The organism is Fimbriimonadia bacterium, assembly GCA_039961735.1.
GTDB lineage: Bacteria > Armatimonadota > Fimbriimonadia > Fimbriimonadales > JABRVX01 > JABRVX01.
This window is the reverse complement of record JABRVX010000010.1, coordinates 118,241-133,900: the sequence shown is the minus strand read 5'-3', so window position 1 is coordinate 133,900 and position 15,660 is coordinate 118,241. Positions and strand designations below refer to the sequence as shown.

13 protein-coding genes are annotated in these 15,660 nt (G+C 62.2%); 8 read left to right on the top strand and 5 right to left on the bottom strand.

Going from position 1 to position 15,660, the window contains the following annotated elements; translation table 11 throughout:
• The first annotated feature begins 202 nt into the window (after nt 1-202).
• Both HRF45_04890 and HRF45_04885 read left to right on the top strand, forming a co-directional pair.
• Complete coding sequence (locus HRF45_04890) at nt 203-1,933, top strand: Rne/Rng family ribonuclease (GenBank protein ID MEP0765864.1); 1,731 nt, start codon at nt 203-205, stop codon at nt 1,931-1,933.
• Nucleotides 1,934-1,940: 7 nt separating this feature from the next.
• Entirely contained in the window at nt 1,941-3,641 is a 1,701-nt protein-coding gene (locus HRF45_04885) for a GAF domain-containing protein (protein MEP0765863.1), read from the top strand.
• A 76-nt stretch (nt 3,642-3,717) separates the two neighbouring features.
• On the opposite strand, the gene HRF45_04880 is transcribed toward HRF45_04885, so the two are convergent.
• The 3 genes from HRF45_04880 to secD all read right to left on the bottom strand — a co-directional run bounded on the left by HRF45_04880 (nt 3,718) and on the right by secD (nt 7,845).
• The gene (locus HRF45_04880; GenBank protein ID MEP0765862.1) at nt 3,718-4,311 is read right to left on the bottom strand and encodes a sigma-70 family RNA polymerase sigma factor; all 594 of its coding nucleotides are present in this window, start codon (nt 4,309-4,311) and stop codon (nt 3,718-3,720) included.
• Nucleotides 4,308-4,964: a TetR/AcrR family transcriptional regulator gene (locus tag HRF45_04875; GenBank protein MEP0765861.1), complete on the bottom strand. Its 657-nt coding sequence runs from the start codon at nt 4,962-4,964 to the stop codon at nt 4,308-4,310. Before HRF45_04875 ends, HRF45_04880 begins: the two co-directional genes overlap by 4 nt.
• A gap of 280 nt (nt 4,965-5,244) precedes the next feature.
• The gene (secD, locus tag HRF45_04870) at nt 5,245-7,845 is read right to left on the bottom strand and encodes a protein translocase subunit SecD (protein MEP0765860.1); all 2,601 of its coding nucleotides are present in this window, start codon (nt 7,843-7,845) and stop codon (nt 5,245-5,247) included.
• 241 nt (nt 7,846-8,086) lie between these two features.
• Between secD and HRF45_04865 the strand changes: the two genes are divergently transcribed.
• From HRF45_04865 to HRF45_04840, 6 genes are read left to right on the top strand one after another with little or no spacing between them, the layout of a single operon-like run.
• A complete protein-coding gene (locus HRF45_04865; GenBank protein MEP0765859.1) occupies nt 8,087-8,599 on the top strand; it encodes a hypothetical protein in 513 nt (170 codons plus the stop codon).
• A complete protein-coding gene (locus tag HRF45_04860) occupies nt 8,568-9,089 on the top strand; it encodes a hypothetical protein (protein MEP0765858.1) in 522 nt (173 codons plus the stop codon). Before HRF45_04865 ends, HRF45_04860 begins: the two co-directional genes overlap by 32 nt.
• Before the next feature lie 26 nt (nt 9,090-9,115).
• Entirely contained in the window at nt 9,116-10,069 is a 954-nt protein-coding gene (locus HRF45_04855; protein MEP0765857.1) for a ribose-phosphate pyrophosphokinase, read from the top strand.
• Nucleotides 10,070-10,075: 6 nt separating this feature from the next.
• A complete protein-coding gene (locus tag HRF45_04850; GenBank protein MEP0765856.1) occupies nt 10,076-10,702 on the top strand; it encodes a class II aldolase/adducin family protein in 627 nt (208 codons plus the stop codon).
• Nucleotides 10,699-10,971, top strand: coding sequence for an acylphosphatase (locus HRF45_04845; GenBank protein ID MEP0765855.1), 273 nt, complete (start codon nt 10,699-10,701; stop codon nt 10,969-10,971). The genes HRF45_04850 and HRF45_04845 overlap by 4 nt, the downstream gene beginning before the upstream one ends.
• 2 nt (nt 10,972-10,973) lie before the next feature.
• Complete coding sequence (locus HRF45_04840; GenBank protein ID MEP0765854.1) at nt 10,974-11,951, top strand: hypothetical protein; 978 nt, start codon at nt 10,974-10,976, stop codon at nt 11,949-11,951.
• A gap of 379 nt (nt 11,952-12,330) precedes the next feature.
• On the opposite strand, the gene HRF45_04835 is transcribed toward HRF45_04840, so the two are convergent.
• Both HRF45_04835 and HRF45_04830 read right to left on the bottom strand, forming a co-directional pair.
• On the bottom strand, nt 12,331-13,821 hold the full coding sequence (locus tag HRF45_04835; GenBank protein MEP0765853.1) for an alpha/beta fold hydrolase: 1,491 nt from the start codon (nt 13,819-13,821) through the stop codon (nt 12,331-12,333).
• Between the two features lie 60 nt (nt 13,822-13,881).
• Nucleotides 13,882-15,588 (bottom strand): PQQ-like beta-propeller repeat protein, encoded by a 1,707-nt coding sequence (locus HRF45_04830; GenBank protein ID MEP0765852.1) that lies wholly within the window; start codon nt 15,586-15,588, stop codon nt 13,882-13,884.
• Nucleotides 15,589-15,660: the final 72 nt, after the last annotated feature.

The window sequence follows — 15,660 nt, the reverse complement described above, 5'->3', positions numbered from 1 at the left end:
CGATACGCCGCTCCGACACCGGCACCCGGGCCGAACAAACACTGTGCTATACTGCAGACGAAATGCACGCCGGGCGCAAAGGCATCCGCAGTGTCTCGGGCGCGATTTCACCCCCATCGCCGCTGTTTCATCATCCGTCGCGGCCGATGCCCCGTAGAACTGCAGCCACAGACCCCGCGCCCGTCCTAAGGAGTGAACTTCCATAGAACAGAAGGTTACGAAAGACATCATCGTTAACGTCAGCCCACGCGAGACGCGCATAGCCACCCTAGAAGATGGACAGCTCGTCGAGCTGAGAGTGGAGCGCGAAGAGCGCGTCGTGGGCAGCATCTACAAAGGGATCGTCCAGAACGTGCTTCAGGGCATGGATGCGGCGTTCGTGGACATCGGGCTGGAGCGCAACGCTTTTCTGTACGTGGCGGACGTGCTGCTGGACGACGGCACCGACGCCCCACCCGCCTCGCTACGCCGCTCCGAACTGAGGCAGAGGAACATCAAGGACCTGCTAAGGCCCGGACAAGAAGTGCTGGTGCAGGTAATCAAGGGCCCGAGGGGGACGAAAGGGGCCCGCGTCTCTACTCGACTCACCCTGCCCGGCCGCTATGTGGTGTTGATGCCAGACGGTGCGCACCTCGGGGTGTCACGAAAGATTGAAGACAGAGCGGAGCGCGAGCGCCTGCGCCGCATTGGGCAGAAGCTGTGCCCCGAAGGCTTCGGCCTGATTCTGCGAACGGAGTGTGAAGGTAAGACCGAGAAAGAGCTGACCGCGGACGTAGCGTTCTTGGCGAAGACCTGGATGCAGGTTGCAGAGCGCGCCCGGACCGAGAGGGCGCCCGCGCGCATTCACTCGGATGATACGCTCTTGCTCCGCACGGTGCGAGACGCCTTCGGCACGGATGTAAACCGCCTGGTGCTGGACGATCCGGCGGAGTACGAGGCGATTCACGAGATAGCATCCGTGCTGGCTCCGAAGGTGCGAAACCGCATCGTCCTCTACGACGGAGAGGAACCCATCTTCGACCATTTCGGCATCGAAGCGCAGATTGAGCGGCTGCTTCGACGCAAGGTGTGGTTGAAATCGGGTGGCTACCTCGTGGTGGACGAGATGGAAGCCATCACCGCGATTGACGTGAACACCGGCAAGCAGGTCGGCTCGACATCACTGGCTGACACCATCGTAAAGGCCAACCTCGAGGCGGTGCAGGAAGTCACGCGACAGATTCGCTTACGAGACCTCGGGGGCATCATCGTCATAGATTTCATCGACATGTCCAGCGCGCAAGACCGAAAGACCGTGCTCGCAGCGTTCACTCGCGCGCTGAAGCGGGACCGAGCGCGCACTCGCGTGGGCCGAATCAGCTCTCTCGGCCTCATCGAGATGACGAGAAAACGAACCGGTGAGTCCGTGACGGAAGCCATTACGGACGTGTGTTCGGTCTGCCACGGTCGCGGACGCGTGAACAGTGCGGAGACCGTATCGCTCTGGCTAGAACGAGATCTGCGTAGGAAGGCTGCCGAAGCTGGTGACGCCCTGCTCGTCGAAGCACATCCACAGGTGAGTGAATGGTTCATCGGAGCCGATGGCGAGCATGTCGAGTCGCTCGAACACCACTACCGCCGCGCCATCTACGTCCGTGCAGATGAGCATATGTCGCTGGAAGAGTTCCGGATCACGGCTGGCACGATGACGCAGTTCGAGCAGGAGCTTCCGCGCCACCGACGCGCACAGGTCATCGAATGTAACGTGGTGCAGTCGGTGCTGTCCGGCGGAGAACCGAAGGCCGTCGGATGGAGCGACGATGGCCTCTACCTCCGCCTGAACGACGGCGTGGAGCACATCGGGCGCCGCGCGAAGAGCGTCCTTACCGAGGTCCGCCGGAGCCACGCCGCTGGCAACGTGGTGCGGTCGGGCAAGGCGACGCCGGTACTGTAAAACGAGAATGTCGGAGCCGGCATCCCCAACTCCCCGGAAGCAAGCCAGTCGCCGAGTCGGCAAAGAGCGGCTGATTGCAAGGCTGCGGCAGGAACTCGCGCGCAAAGAGGCCGAGCTGGACGCCATGCGCCGCATCAGCGAGGCCACCGGCTCGGCATTCGGCTCGCACGAGATGTTGCAAGGTCTCGCGGAGATCGGTCGAAGCGTCACCGATACCGACGTCTGCGAAATCTACCTTCTGACGGAGGACGAAAACGAGCTAGTTCTGCGCGCCAGCACGGAGAACCAGCCCCTCATCGAGCGCGTGCGCATTCGCGTGGGCGAGGGGATCACCGGACGAGTGGCCCTCGAGAGACGGCCGGTGGGCATCAGCCGACGTGCATACTCCGATCCACGCGCCAAGTACTACGCCATTCTGCACGAAGAGGAGTTCGAGAGCTTTCTGGCCGTGCCGTTAGAGGTGCGCGAGAAGGTGATCGGCGTGATCACCGTACGCACGCGCGCCCCCCATAAGTACTCGCGTGAAGAGGAGATGCTACTTGCCAGCGTCGCGGGACAGGTTGCGGGGGCGGTGGAGCATCTGGACCGCATGACGCGCCTGGAGCATCAGGCCTCGCAGTTCCGCGCTTTGGCGCAGGTCAGCCGCATGATCACCTCCAGTGCGTACCTCGAGGAAATTCTGCAGCTACTGGTGTCCGAGATCGCGCGGCACCTCAGCTACAAGGTTGTCACCATTCGGCTGCTGAACGAGGACACCCAAGAACTAGTTCTGCATGCCTCGCAGTCCACCAGCCGCGCTTACCTGAATAAGCCCAGCATCCGCGTCGGGCAGAGCATCGCTGGATTGGCAGTGAAGGAGAATCGCACGGTCACGCTCGCAGACGTACAGACCAGCGACCGATACCTCTTCCCCGAGATAGCGAAGGAGCAAGGGGTGCGATCGCTGATCTGCGTGCCGCTTACCGTTGCGGGCAAGGCACTGGGCGTGCTGTCCTGCTACACGGGCTACAACCACGAGTTCACGCAGGACGAAACCCGCACGCTAGAGACCCTCGCGGGTCAGGCCGCGATCGCCGTCAGCCACGCCAGGCTGACTGCGCGCAACACCCTGATGCAAGAGATGCATCACCGCGTTAAGAACAACTTGCAGCAGATCGCCAGCCTGCTCCGCATGCAGCTTCGGCAGGTGGGCGACGAAGGCCTTTCGGAGCACCTGCACGAGAGCCTGAACCGCATTCAGGCCATCGCGGCTGTGCACGACTTGCTGTCCCGCGACGACCTAGAGTTCGTGCACCTACGAAAGGTGGCCGAGGCGATCCTCCGGCACTTGCTGCAGAGCTACGCCCCACCAGGCTGTCGGATCGACTGGGAAATCGAGGGCGACGACATCCTACTGCCAATGAACCAGGCGAATCACGTCGCGCTGGTGCTGAACGAACTGCTACAAAACGCGATCCAGCACGGCATCGGTCCTCGAGATGAGGGGCGCATTGAGGTCGCCATCGTGGTTCACGACGAGAGGGTATCGGTGACGGTGCGCAACGACGGAGAATTGCTGCCAGAGGGGTTTGAGGAGTCGAAGGCTAGTGGACTGGGCTTGCAGATTGTGGAGAACCTGATTCGCAGCGGACTGGCCGGCCGCTTCTCCCTTCGGCGAGGGGAGAGGATGACCGAGGCCGAGTTCTCATTCCAGCGGGGCCCTAGCTAGCCGCGTCACCCACAAATGGGAGAGCGCGGAGACTGGGACCCCCGACCCAGCCCCCGCGCGGAGAAAGAAGTCTTCGCTACTGTTTCTGTCGTCGCGCCAGTTCCTTCTTGAGCATCTGCCTGCCCCGATGGATACGCGACCGCACCGTACCCACCGTAGTACCCTGCACCTCGGCGATCTCGGCGTACGACAATCCCTCGATGTCGCACAACACTACCGCCGCTCGGTAGACGTCGGGGATGGTCCCGAGCGCCTCCGTCACCTCCCGACGAACCTCCTGCGACAGGTAGCTATCCTCGGGACCCGGAGACCGGTCTGGGATCGGTATCTCCTGGATCTCGCCGTCGGAAGGGCTTATCATACCGTTCAGGCTCTCCGCCGTGCGCACCGGATTGTCTCGGCGGCGCAGGTCGAGAAACGCGCGCTGCATGATCCTCAGCACCCAGTTGATAAACGGACGCTCGGGCCGGAAAGACGCGAACCCCTTCCAAGCCTTAACAAACGTATCTTGAACCAGGTCTTCGGCATCGGAGCGATTCCGAGTTAGTTGGAAAGCCATGGTGTAGGCGCGCCGCCACGACTTCTTCATGAGCCTCTCGAACTCGATCCGCCTAGCCTCCACCGAGCCATCACGCACATCCGAGTAGCTTGTGCAGGTAACGTCCATCATGACTGCCTCGCATTCTTGAAGGCGACAGTCGTCTCGCCATCGCCCGAACCGGGACCGCCCCTTCCGTTGCGGCAGGAATCGATGAGCGCACTGATGCCGGGTGCCAGATCCCGCAGAGCTTGCAAGCTCTGGCACGCCTTGGCAATCAGCAATCCCCCCTCGAAGTAAGTGACGAGCTGTCGCGCGAGGGACTTCGTGTCCGTACCCGCACTGAGTTCGCCTGCCTGAACAGCCTTGTCCAGTTCTTGCGCTATTCGATCCACGAACCGGTTGAGCAGTTCGAGCGCTCGCCCGCTCAGCCGGTCCTCGATGAGTGACATCTCCGCGACGATCGTGCCCAGCAGGCAACCGGTGAATTTGCCGGTGGTCTCGGGGAAACCCTCGCCGGCGAAGAACTTCTGGATTCGCTCCAGTGGCCCCCCCGGCAAGTTCTCGAACTGATGGTCAACCCAAGTCGTGGCCCGCTCCCAGTACAGGTCCAGCACGGCCAAGCCAAGTTCCGTTTTGCTGGTAAAGAAGTGGTACAGACTGCCCTTCTTCACGCCGCTGACGCTCAGGATGTCGTCCATGCTCGTGTTCGTAAAGCCCTTCTCGGTCATGAGACCGAGAGCGCTTTCGAGGACGGCCTGTCTGGTTGTGCAGTCTTTGTTCATGGTTCCGCTTAGCCGAGCTAACAGTTGACCGACCGGTCGGTATCCTGCACAATGATTACCATAAAGTCTGGTTCCCCGTGTCGATCTGATTAGCCAGACTAAGTATTTAGGCCTTTGGGCCTAGCAATCGCACCGTGGTAAGGCTGCCGGCGTGTGACGCCGTGGGGTCCGCGCGAGGTGCCCTATTCCGTCCTGCTGAGCCCGGCCGAAACATGACGACGACTGCGGTGGCCGGCAGACGAATGCCTCCACCGCTCGCGGTGGAGGCATTCGAACGAAGCTAGAAGCGGCGCTTGGGCTTCTTCGACTTCGGGCGGGCGGATGGCCTGTCGTCGGCCCCATGCGGCGGCTTCGGCAGCTCAGGAGTAACACGGCCGGTCTGCCCGAATGCCGCATCGCCATCTGGTGCCACCGTCGTCGTCTTCGGTACGGCGGGTGCGGCACGTTCACGCTCTTTGACTGCAGCCTCGAGCGTCTGCGCACCCATGCGATGAGAGAAGCGCTCGATGAGCACCAAGATCGGCGACGCGTTGAAGATAGAGCTGTACGTTCCCGATATGACGCCGATCAACATGATGGCGTGGAAGTGCCGCAAGTCCGGCATGGCACTGCCGATGAAGAAAAGCGACGCCAGCATCAGCACGACGGTCAGGCTGGTGTTGATCGACCGAGCGAAGGACTGGCTGATGGAGCGGTCCACTAGGTTCTCGAACGTCTCACCGCGCTTCTTATGCAGCAGGTTCTCTCGGATTCGGTCGAAGATGACGATCGTGTCGTGCACGGAAAAGCCGATGATGGTCAGCAATGCCGTAATGAAGAGTGAGCTGATCTCCCAGTTCAGGAAGTAGCCGAAGATCGCGGAGCACCCGACCAACACGCCGACGTCGTGGATGGTGGCAATCAGTGCGGCTGCTCCGAACTTCACGCCGCTCCACCCGCCTTCAATTGCGAACCTGACCGATAGGTACACGAGGATCAGGGCAATCGAGATGACGAGTGCGAGGATGGCATTCCTGAGTGTTTCGTCACTGATGATCTTGCCGACTTGGGAGAAACTCTCCTCGCTTGCGGGCTTCTGCACAACGGTTTCGGTACCATCCGGGTTCTTCTCTTTGACATCGACGAGGCGCGCATCCACCCCAGCCGGAGCGAGCACGGAGGCGATCTTCGCGCGCTGCTGCAGCTGGTTCATATTGTCCAAGACCCTGTATTCCTTCAGCTCCTTCATGCGGATGATGACCTGTTGGCCACCGGCGGCAAGCTGCACGGAGGCGCCTTCCAGACCCGCAGCAGCAAGTCGTTCTTGGATCTGGCGGTTGTTCTCCTTCACCCCGCCCTCGACGGTGTATATCACCTCCGTACCGGAGCCGAACTCGATGTTGGGCTTCAGCCCACCCATGAAGATGAATACAATGCCGGGGACGAGGACCGCGCCACTGATCACGAAGTAGACCACCATGCGGCTGATGACCCGCATGTGCTCTCGGCCGAGCCACTGTCGCCCGAGTGCGAACAGCGACGGCTTGTTCACGCCGGCCCCGACCAGCAGATAGAGCAGCATGCGAGTCAGCGTGATGGCAGTGAATAGACTGATCGCGACACCGACACCGAGGGTCGCGGCGAACCCTTTTACCGAACCGGTGCCGAGGTTGTACAGCACCAGACAGGTGATAATCGTGCATACGTTGGAGTCGAGGATGGCTGGAAATGCGCGTTTGAACCCAGCGTCTATGGCAGCCAGGAGTGTCTTCCCGCCGCGAAGCTCCTCCTTCATGCGCTCGAAGATCAGCACGTTAGCGTCCACCGCCATACCGATGGACAGCAGGAAGCCCGCGATTCCCGGGAGCGAGAAGGTCACACCCATGCTGACATACACGGCATAGCAGAAGAGCGAATAGCAGAGAAGAGCTACAACCGCCAGAATGCCAGGCACGAGGTAGTAGATCATCATGAACAGCGAGACCAGAGCGAAGCCCACGATACCGGCGCGGATGATCATGTCTAGCGCTTGGCTACCGATGGTGGGCTCTACTCGCTGCATGTACACTTGAGTTAGGTCCACCGGGAGGGCACCGGCCTGGAGGAGCGTCGCCAGGCGAATCGCATCCTTACCAGTCATGTTACCGCCCTCGATGACTGCCTTCCCGTTGGTGATCACCGCACGCATCACGGGGAAGGAAATCACTTCTCCGTCCAAGATGATCGCGAGGTACTCTCCGCGCCCCTCGACCTTCCTCGAGAAGTCCGCGAGTCTATCCGTCCCTTCCTTGTTGAAATCCAAGGCGACGTAATAGGCACCGGTGCCGGTGTTTTCGGACTTTGCGCGATTGAGCATAGAGCCGTCCAAGATCAGCTCCCACTCGTCTGCAATCATCCGCTTGAACTCAGGCGTTCCCGACTTGATTACTGCCGACTCGTCCTCCTCTGGCGCAGTGGTGTCGCGGAAGCTCCACTGCTCGGCACCCTCGGCACTTTCGCTGTGCTCGGCTTTGTACGGCCGGTTCAGATCCTTCTCGGTCTGGACATTGAGTGCGTGCCAGAACTCGAGACGCGCGGTTTTGGAGAGGATCTCCGACACTTCGTCCGGATTGGTGACGCCGGGTATCTCGACGGTGAACTGGTCTAGGCCCTTGGTAGCCACGGTCGCGTCCGCCGCGCCGAAGGGTCCCTTCAGTCGCTTGTCCAGGATCTCCCGGACCGTCTGCCTCTTCTCGGGCCAGAGGTTCCGCTCTTCCGGCTTCAGCTTGCTGAGATCCGCCTGCAGGATTACACGGTAGCCTCCTCGGACATCGAGCCCGAGAGTGGGGGTCTTTGTCAGGGCAGACCACACGGACAAGCCTAGTAGCACGATAACGATGAGAATGAGCCAGCCTTGTCTCACGGAGCAGCGCCTCCTCCAGCACACGCGCAAACGTCCGGTCTCGCGGCGGTAAGCCCGCCGTCGAAACCTTGGGGATCATCGGGGGATTATAGCCGTAGCCGAGAATCCTCGTCAACTTTGAACCTAGCAAGCGCTCTCGGCATCCTCCTCTGATTGACATCGGTCTCGGCAAACGGCTATTCTAGGCCAGTGTCTTCCGGCATACTGCCGGTCCAAGGACGGAACCGAAGGAGGCCAACGGATGAGGCGATTTAGCTTTGCGTTCGCAGCGACGGCACTCGTTGCCCTATTACTTCCCCTTACGGCACAGGCCCAGTACACCATGGCGCTCCGTGGCGGTCTGTTCCTCCCCACGGAAGGAATTCTGAAGGACAAGGCCAGCCAGTGGCTGGGCATCGGGTTCGACGTTCACGTAGCGTCGAACTTCTTGCGGGATTCCGATACGGTGCTCTCGGCCGACTATCTGTCGCACGCCTTCGGTGGCTCGAAGGGCAGCGTCTTCCCGCTTACCATCAACCAGTTCTTCTACTCCCCGGTGAGCCTGAACCGCTTCTACTGGGGCATCGGCGCCGGGGCAACCGTTGCCGACGTCGACGGCCCATCGAAGACCGTGTTCGGACTGAAGGGAACGGTCGGCATCGAGCTGGAGCGAGAGTGGTTCGTGGAAGCCAGCTACTTCTGGAGCGACGAGTTCGACGAAGCAACGGACGGACGCGTCAACGGTGTTGCGTTCTACGTTGGGTATCGCTTCTAGAGCCGCGCGGTCGCTGGCCCTTGGGCTGCTGGTCCTTGTGGCCGCCACCGTGACTGCACAGTTCCGTGATCGCCCGACGATCGGCCTGAAGACAGGATTCCTATTTGCCGACACGTTCAACGTTGCGGGTACCCACTCGGACATCCAGACCTACTGGGCCGTCGGCGCCGACGTCGAGGTGCCCGTCGGGTCGCTGCTGGGGGGGAAGCCGCGGGCTGACCTGGACCTCGCCTATGGCCCCGGTACTAGCTCATTGTTCCGAATAGGCCTCTCTCAGGTCTGGACCGGGCCGAGCATGGAGATGGTGCCGTATGCAGGTTTCGGGGTCGGCTTCCTGTTCGAGGACAAGCGGTATGAGGAGGACCGCACCGTACTGTCGGCCAAGCTGTTTGGCGGGCTGGAGTTTGGCAAAAACACGTTCGTCGAAGCGGCCATGTTCCAATCGTCCAAGGTTGATGCCGTGACTTTCTGTATAGGCGTGAGGTTCTGAATGCCATCCAGTTCGTACAGACGGGTATGTCCAAAGACGCTCCTCTGAAGCTGTTCAGCGGGACCGCGAACCCGGAACTCGCGCAAGCGATTGCGCGAGAGATCGGCGTCACGCTGGGCGACGTGGACATTCTGCGGTTCCAAGACGGCGAGTGCTACGTCGCCTACCGCGAGTCGCTGCGGGGCGCCGATTGCTACGTGGTGCAGTCCGTTGGCCCGCCGGTGGACAGCAACCTGATGGAGCTGCTGATCATGATGGATGCGATGCGCCGCACGAGCGTCGCCCGCATCACCGCGGTCATCCCCTACTTCGGATATGCCAGGCAGGAGAAAAAGGAGTTCCCTCGCGAGCCGATCACGGCGAAGCTGGTCGCGGACATGATCGTCTGTGCCGGCGCCCAGCGGGTCATGACCATGGACCTGCATGCCGCGGCGATCCAAGGCTTCTTCAACTTTCCGGTGGACCACCTGAACACCGTCAAGATGTTCGGGAAGTACTTCGAGAAGTTGAAAGGCCGTGACATCGCCGTCGTGTCGGCGGACGAAGGCGGCGTGAAGAAGGTACGCAAGGTCGCATCGCTGCTCAAAGCGCCGATCGTCGTGGGCTACAAGCACCGTTACGGGCCCGACGAGAGCGAGCTAACCCAGCTTGCCGGCGACGTCGAGGGCAAGGTTCCGATCATCGTAGAGGACATGATCACGACTGCGGGCAGCGTCGCTCACTGCGTGGATGCGCTGCTGGCCAACGGGTGCGTTCCGGAGGTGTATATCGCCGCTGCCCACGGGGTGCTGGTGGGCCCTGCGATCGAGCGCCTCGATCGCCCCGAGATTGCGGAAGTTGTCGTGACGGACTCGGTTCCGATCGGACCGGAGAAGCGCTTCTCCCGCCTGACGGTTCTCTCCGTTGCCGAACTATTTGCGAACGCCGTCCGCAGGGCGCACGAGGACGAGTCGGTTTCCGCGTTGTTCGAGATAGGATAGAAGCAAGTGCCTACAGAACGCGAGCTACGAGAGCAGTTGAGCGAGTGCGGACGCATGCTGTGGAACTGCGGCCTCGTCGGCGCGTTCGAGGGCAACCTTTCGGCCAGGGTAGATGCCAACCGCGTGCTCGTGTCCCCGGCGAACGTACACAAAGTGGATATCACGCCGGAAGCCCTGGTGATCGTCGACGTCCGGAATCGGTGGGTTTCGGGTGGCTCGCCCACCTCGGAACTGCCTCTGCATCTCGCAGTGTACGAAGCGCGCGACGATGTGATGGCCGCGGTGCACGCACACCCACCTACCGCCACCGGGTTCAGCGTTGCAGGCGAGACGCTACCGAACGGCGTGATTACCGAAGCCGACCTAGTGCTAGGCGAGGTGGCGCTGGTCCCCTATGCCCCGCCCGGTACCACCCACTTGGCAGAGAGCGTAAAACCCTACCTGCTTTCACACAACGTGTTTCTGATGTCCCACCACGGTGCGCTGACCTTGGGCGGCAGCATCAAAGAGGCGTACAATCGAATGGAAGTGCTGGAGCGCTGCGCCCGAATGATCCTCGCTGCGCGCATGCTTGGTCGGGTGCAGACGATCCCATACGGCCCGAAATCAACGGGAGGCGACGAGCCACGTTGACCGGTCGGCTAAAGGCAGTGGCATTCGGCAGAGTGCAGGGCGTGGGGTACCGTGCGTTCGTCGCCCGCGCTGCCGACCGCCTGAGGCTTACGGGGTTCGCCAAGAACCTCGAGGATGGGTCGGTGGCGGTAGTCGCCGAGGGGCCGGAAGACCGGCTCCGAGAACTGGTCGCATTGTTGCAACAAGGCCCCTCCTTCGCAAGCGTGGAGAGGGTGGAGTGGACTATAGAGGAAGGTGAGCCGGAGTTCGGTTGGTTCAGCGTGGAGTAGGAGTGAGTCTCGAGCGAGAGTTAGAGTCCTTTAAGGGCAAGACCGTCTGCGTCATCGGTGACCTGATGCTGGACGAGTACGTATGGGGACGCGCCGCTCGCATCAGCCCGGAAGCTCCCGTGATGGTGTTAGAGGCCCAGCGAAACGGGCGCGTGCCGGGCGGAGCCGCCAACGTCGCACACAACGTGCAGGCACTCGGCGGACGGGCACTACTGGTGGGGGTCGCGGGGGCGGACGAGCCGGGTGAAGCGCTTCTCGGCAGCCTGCGAGACATCGGGGTGGACACCTCGTACGTGGTGACGGCAACGGATCGCCTGACGACCCGAAAGACCCGCATCATCGCACAGCACCAGCAGGTCATCCGCGTGGACTGGGAGGAGCGGAACGATCTGACCACGCTGACCGCAGAGGCACTTGTCGAGAGGGCAACGGCTGCCATTGAGCGGTCCGATGCCGTGGTGTTATCGGACTACCGCAAGGGATGCCTCAATCAGCAGAGGGTGCAAGCGTTCGTGGCCGCTTCACGGGACACGGCCATCCCCTGCGTAGCCAACCCCAAGCCGGCTGCCCTTCCCTGGATGAGCGGTACGAGTCTGGTGTCCGTGAACCGTGTGGAAGCCAGCGAGTTCGTGGGGGCAAACGATCTCGAACTGAGCGAGCTGATCTCGCTCACCGAATCCAGACTCGCTGAGCACGGGATCGGTCAGGGCCTGATCACCTTGGGTGAGGAGGGCATGCACTTGTGCGGCACGGTGCGGGCTCACGTGCCTGCGCTGCGGGTAGAGGTGTACGACACGGCTGGTGCGGGGGACACGGTGATCGCCACCATCGGCCTAGGCTTGGCGGCCGGGCTGGATGTGCTGACAGCGGCGAGGATCGCGAGCGTAGCCGCCGGTTGTGTGGTTCGGCACGTAGGCGTCGTCGTGCCGACCCCGGACGAGGTAGTGTCTCTCGCACGCTCTGCCGACCTGTCGGTATAATGCGCTGAGATCACTCAGGGAGTGTCTTGACACATGCGGATCCGCAACAAAGAGCTTCGACGCCGACGCCACAGGCTGGAGAAGGCTGCACGCGTAAAGGCGAAGGCCGATGTTCGCGCGCCGAAGCCCACCACCTCACGCAGGAAGAACGCCTAGCCCTTCCCGCGTCACCGCCTGATCAACCGCACCACTGGGCCGGAAAGTGCGCTGCGGTCGGTCCTACGATCGTGCTCCCGATCGACGCCACCCAGGAGCCAACGCCGGGCAGCGGAACCTGCTTTCGCTCTCACGGTGACGTGGCAAGGCAGTCCGGTCTCCGTAGCGCCACTCCGGCGTCCTCGCCGGGAAGTCGGCACTACCGGCTGCCAAGGTTTCCTTGTCAGCGACCGCCGGGCTTCTGCCGGAACGTGCCCTGGGGTGAGGCCGTCGCAGCGGGTTTGAGCTTCAGCACCCAATCCGCGATCAGATCCATGGCGGTAGGCGACATCGTCTCCTGAATGGTCGCGTACTCGGTCGGCGACCCCGTCTTGGCTGTCTGGAAGAGATGGTTCAGCCCCTTCAGCTCGTGCACCTCGTAGTTTCGATTGCCGCCTTCCTTCAGCGCCCGCTCAATGGCCTGGAGGTTGACTTTGGCCGGCACCTGCAGGTCCAACTCACCGTTGATGGCGAGCACCGGGACACGCACCTTGCGAAGCGTGGGCGCCGGGTCGTAGGTTAGGAAGTAGCGAAACCACGGCGAGCCGACCATACGAATCTGGCCCTGGACGTAAGCCTCTTCGTTGCCGCCGAGCGCCTCTCTCTGTCGCTCGGAGAGCGAAGTCACCAAGTCGGAGGCCAGAGCCTGGAGCCGGCGTTCCCTCTCTTTGGGGGTGACATCCATCTTCACGATCTCGAAGATGCGCTCTTGCGCGCGACGTCCGTTGGCGATTTCCTCATCGGTTGCTCCCTCGGCGCGCGAGATCAACTCGGCCTGACGATACAGGATTTCCTCACCCACGATGCCCGTTCCGGCGAGCAGCACGATGAATGCGACGTTGGGGGATCGCACCGCAGCGATGGGGGCTACCAATCCTCCCTCGCTGTGCCCGGCGATACCTACGAGATCGGGGTTCACACCCGGGCGCGTTCGTAGGAACTCGACGCCGGCAATCGCGTCGGTTACGAAGTCCTCCGAGGTGGCGGTGGCGAAGTTGCCCTCGGACTTACCGACACCGCGGTCATCGAAGCGGAGGACCGCGATGCCCCGACGAGTCAGGTGGTCTGCTAGTACCAGAAAAGGCTTGTGCCCGAGAAGCGATTCGTCGCGGTCCTGGGGTCCAGAGCCGGATACCAGCACGATGCCCGGGAAGGGTCCGGTGCCCCTCGGGACAGTCACCGTGCCCGCGAGCAAGATGTCCGCTCTCTCGTTTCGGAACTGCACGTCCTCGACGATGTATGGGTAAGGCGGCTTCGGCTCTTGAGGACGTTGCGAGGTCGTAGGCTTTTCCATCTTCTTCAATGTCAGGTCCATCGTGAGACCGGACTGCCGGAACTTGCCGACGATGGACTGCTGGTCTTCCGCCATAGTGCCTTCGAACCGGGCACCTAAGGTCTTCATCTCGAACGCCACCTTGCCCGACTCGAACGTGAACTGGTCCACACCTAGACCGAACGCACCTTGATCTGGGCTATCCAGCTTTGCCGAGTAGCCTCCGCCTTCCAGCTTGGCCACGTGTAGGCCCAAACGCAACTTCGTTCCGCCCGGTACTACGAGAGATCCCTCCCAGTAGCCGATGACGGGGTCCTGCTTCGCACCGGCGCACCCACATGCGAGCAGAGGAAACAAACCGAGAACTACGAGCCAACAGAACTCCGTAAAGTGTGCCAACATCGCTGCCTCCTCGTGGCTGCAGATAGTACCGACAGGATACCGCGGCCGTTGCGAATCGGCCTAGGGGGCGCCGACGAGTCCGAAGTTCAGCAGCACGAGGTTCATGTCCGATAGGCCGACGATTCCGTCGCCGTCGCGGTCGCCTGCCGGGTCGGTGGACGAGAACCGGAGAAGAACGATGTTGAGGTCACCGAGCCCGATGGCGTTGTTGTCGTCCACGTCGCCGTTCGATAGGCAGAAGCTGACGGTGTTGGTACCTGGCGCGAGCGAGACCGACTGCTGCACGCTCCGAAGGAAGTGGGGGAACCGGAGGGCCACGTCATAAGTGCCGACAGGCACCTCGCAACCCGCGTACGAGCCTTGTGCATCGAGGGTGATTGGACAGCTGTGAAGGACGTCGAGCGAGCCAGGTTCGCGAAACTCCAGCACCGACTGCATGCCGGCGACTGCCGTGCGCTGCTGGAGAAGGACCGTGCCGCCGACAATTGCGGGGTTCGCTGAGCGATAGGCACGTACGTCGCTGCCCGAACCCGTCACGACCAGAACGCCGTCATCCGCCAAGATCGGACCACCCCTGCCGATGTCTGGAAGGGCGACGGACCACAGTAGCGACAGGTCGGGGGCAAGGGCGAACAGCTTGCCCCGCTCATAACTGCCGTTCGTGACGAAAACCTTGCCTTGTGCATCTAGGGCGAGCTTGGGTTGGACCGGATAATCGGAGGCAAGCGCGGGGGACTGGGCAAGGACAGAACCACTGTCGGCATCCAACTTCAGTACCCGCAGCGTCGCAGTAGAGCCGGACCGGGTCGTCGAATAGCTGTACACACCCCCGTCTGCGCCGACTGCGAACGAGGCGAAGGGGACGAAGCCTAACGGACCGCGCCACTTCTCGACGAGTGCCGCGCCGGTGTCCTCATAGGCTACCAAGTAGTCGGAGGCGACATCCCCTTGCGAACGCGGCGCGTACACGGTGCCGTCCGGCCCGACGAACGGCGCGACCTGCTGGATCGTGCCGCCGCTCAGAACCGGCCCGGCATAGAGCTTGGCACCGGTCGCGAGATCCAGAGCACACAATCTTGGGCCACCCGAGAGGCGCTCCCACGCGTACACGCGCTGGCCGAACGCAGCCGCACCACACGAGCCCTCTTGGATGCTGATCGCCGTGCTCCATACTGTGATTCCGGTGGCCCCGTCGATTCGCATGAGACCCACAGGCGAGCGAACCAGAACGTCGCCGTCCTCGGTGAAGCCGACGCTTTCGCCCCAAGTCTCGGCAATCACGTCCTGGGAGCGCCAAAGCACCGACCCATCGGCCGGGTCCAGGGCGAATAGGTAGTCCGGCTTGCTCGGACCTGCCGCACGAGTTGCGTACACTCGCCCGTCTCGAAAGCCGGTGACCCGGCTGCGGCCCGGATCTGCGGACTGGACGGGCAGGACCGTGTTCCACCGCTCCGCACCCGTCATCAGGTCTTGCGCGACGATGACGGAGTCCCAAATTGCATCCCAACCCACCACCCGGGTGCTGACGAGGAGTCCGCCGGCACACACGGGCTGGTCGCCGAGGATGCTGTCGCGACCACCGGCCCATAACAGATCACTCTTCATCGGTCCGACGACGGACGAGGCACCGTTTCTGGAAGGGGTTTTGCCGATACCAACGCACCAATCGTCCGCGGATGCGGGCGCTGTGTAGAGCAGGAGCCAAGCGACGATCGCGTTGACGATAGGGCGTCGGCTCTTCCATGAGGTGTCCGGGTGGCAATGCATTCCTTGCGGTCCGTCGAGTGCTGGTCTTATTCTATTTCTACAGCGGTTTCGGTCTCCCGGCAAGATGCATGA

Excerpts from the sequence above, each read along its gene's own strand:
- HRF45_04835 (MEP0765853.1), bottom strand. The coding sequence starts at position 13,821 with ATGTTGGCACACTTTACGGAGTTCTGTTGGCTCGTAGTTCTCGGTTTG.
- HRF45_04875 (MEP0765861.1), bottom strand. The coding sequence starts at position 4,964 with ATGAACAAAGACTGCACAACCAGACAGGCCGTCCTCGAAAGCGCTCTC.
- HRF45_04880 (MEP0765862.1), bottom strand. The coding sequence starts at position 4,311 with ATGATGGACGTTACCTGCACAAGCTACTCGGATGTGCGTGATGGCTCG.
- HRF45_04865 (MEP0765859.1), top strand. The coding sequence starts at position 8,087 with ATGAGGCGATTTAGCTTTGCGTTCGCAGCGACGGCACTCGTTGCCCTA.
- HRF45_04830 (MEP0765852.1), bottom strand. The coding sequence starts at position 15,588 with ATGCATTGCCACCCGGACACCTCATGGAAGAGCCGACGCCCTATCGTC.
- HRF45_04855 (MEP0765857.1), top strand. The coding sequence starts at position 9,116 with ATGTCCAAAGACGCTCCTCTGAAGCTGTTCAGCGGGACCGCGAACCCG.
- HRF45_04885 (MEP0765863.1), top strand. The coding sequence starts at position 1,941 with ATGTCGGAGCCGGCATCCCCAACTCCCCGGAAGCAAGCCAGTCGCCGA.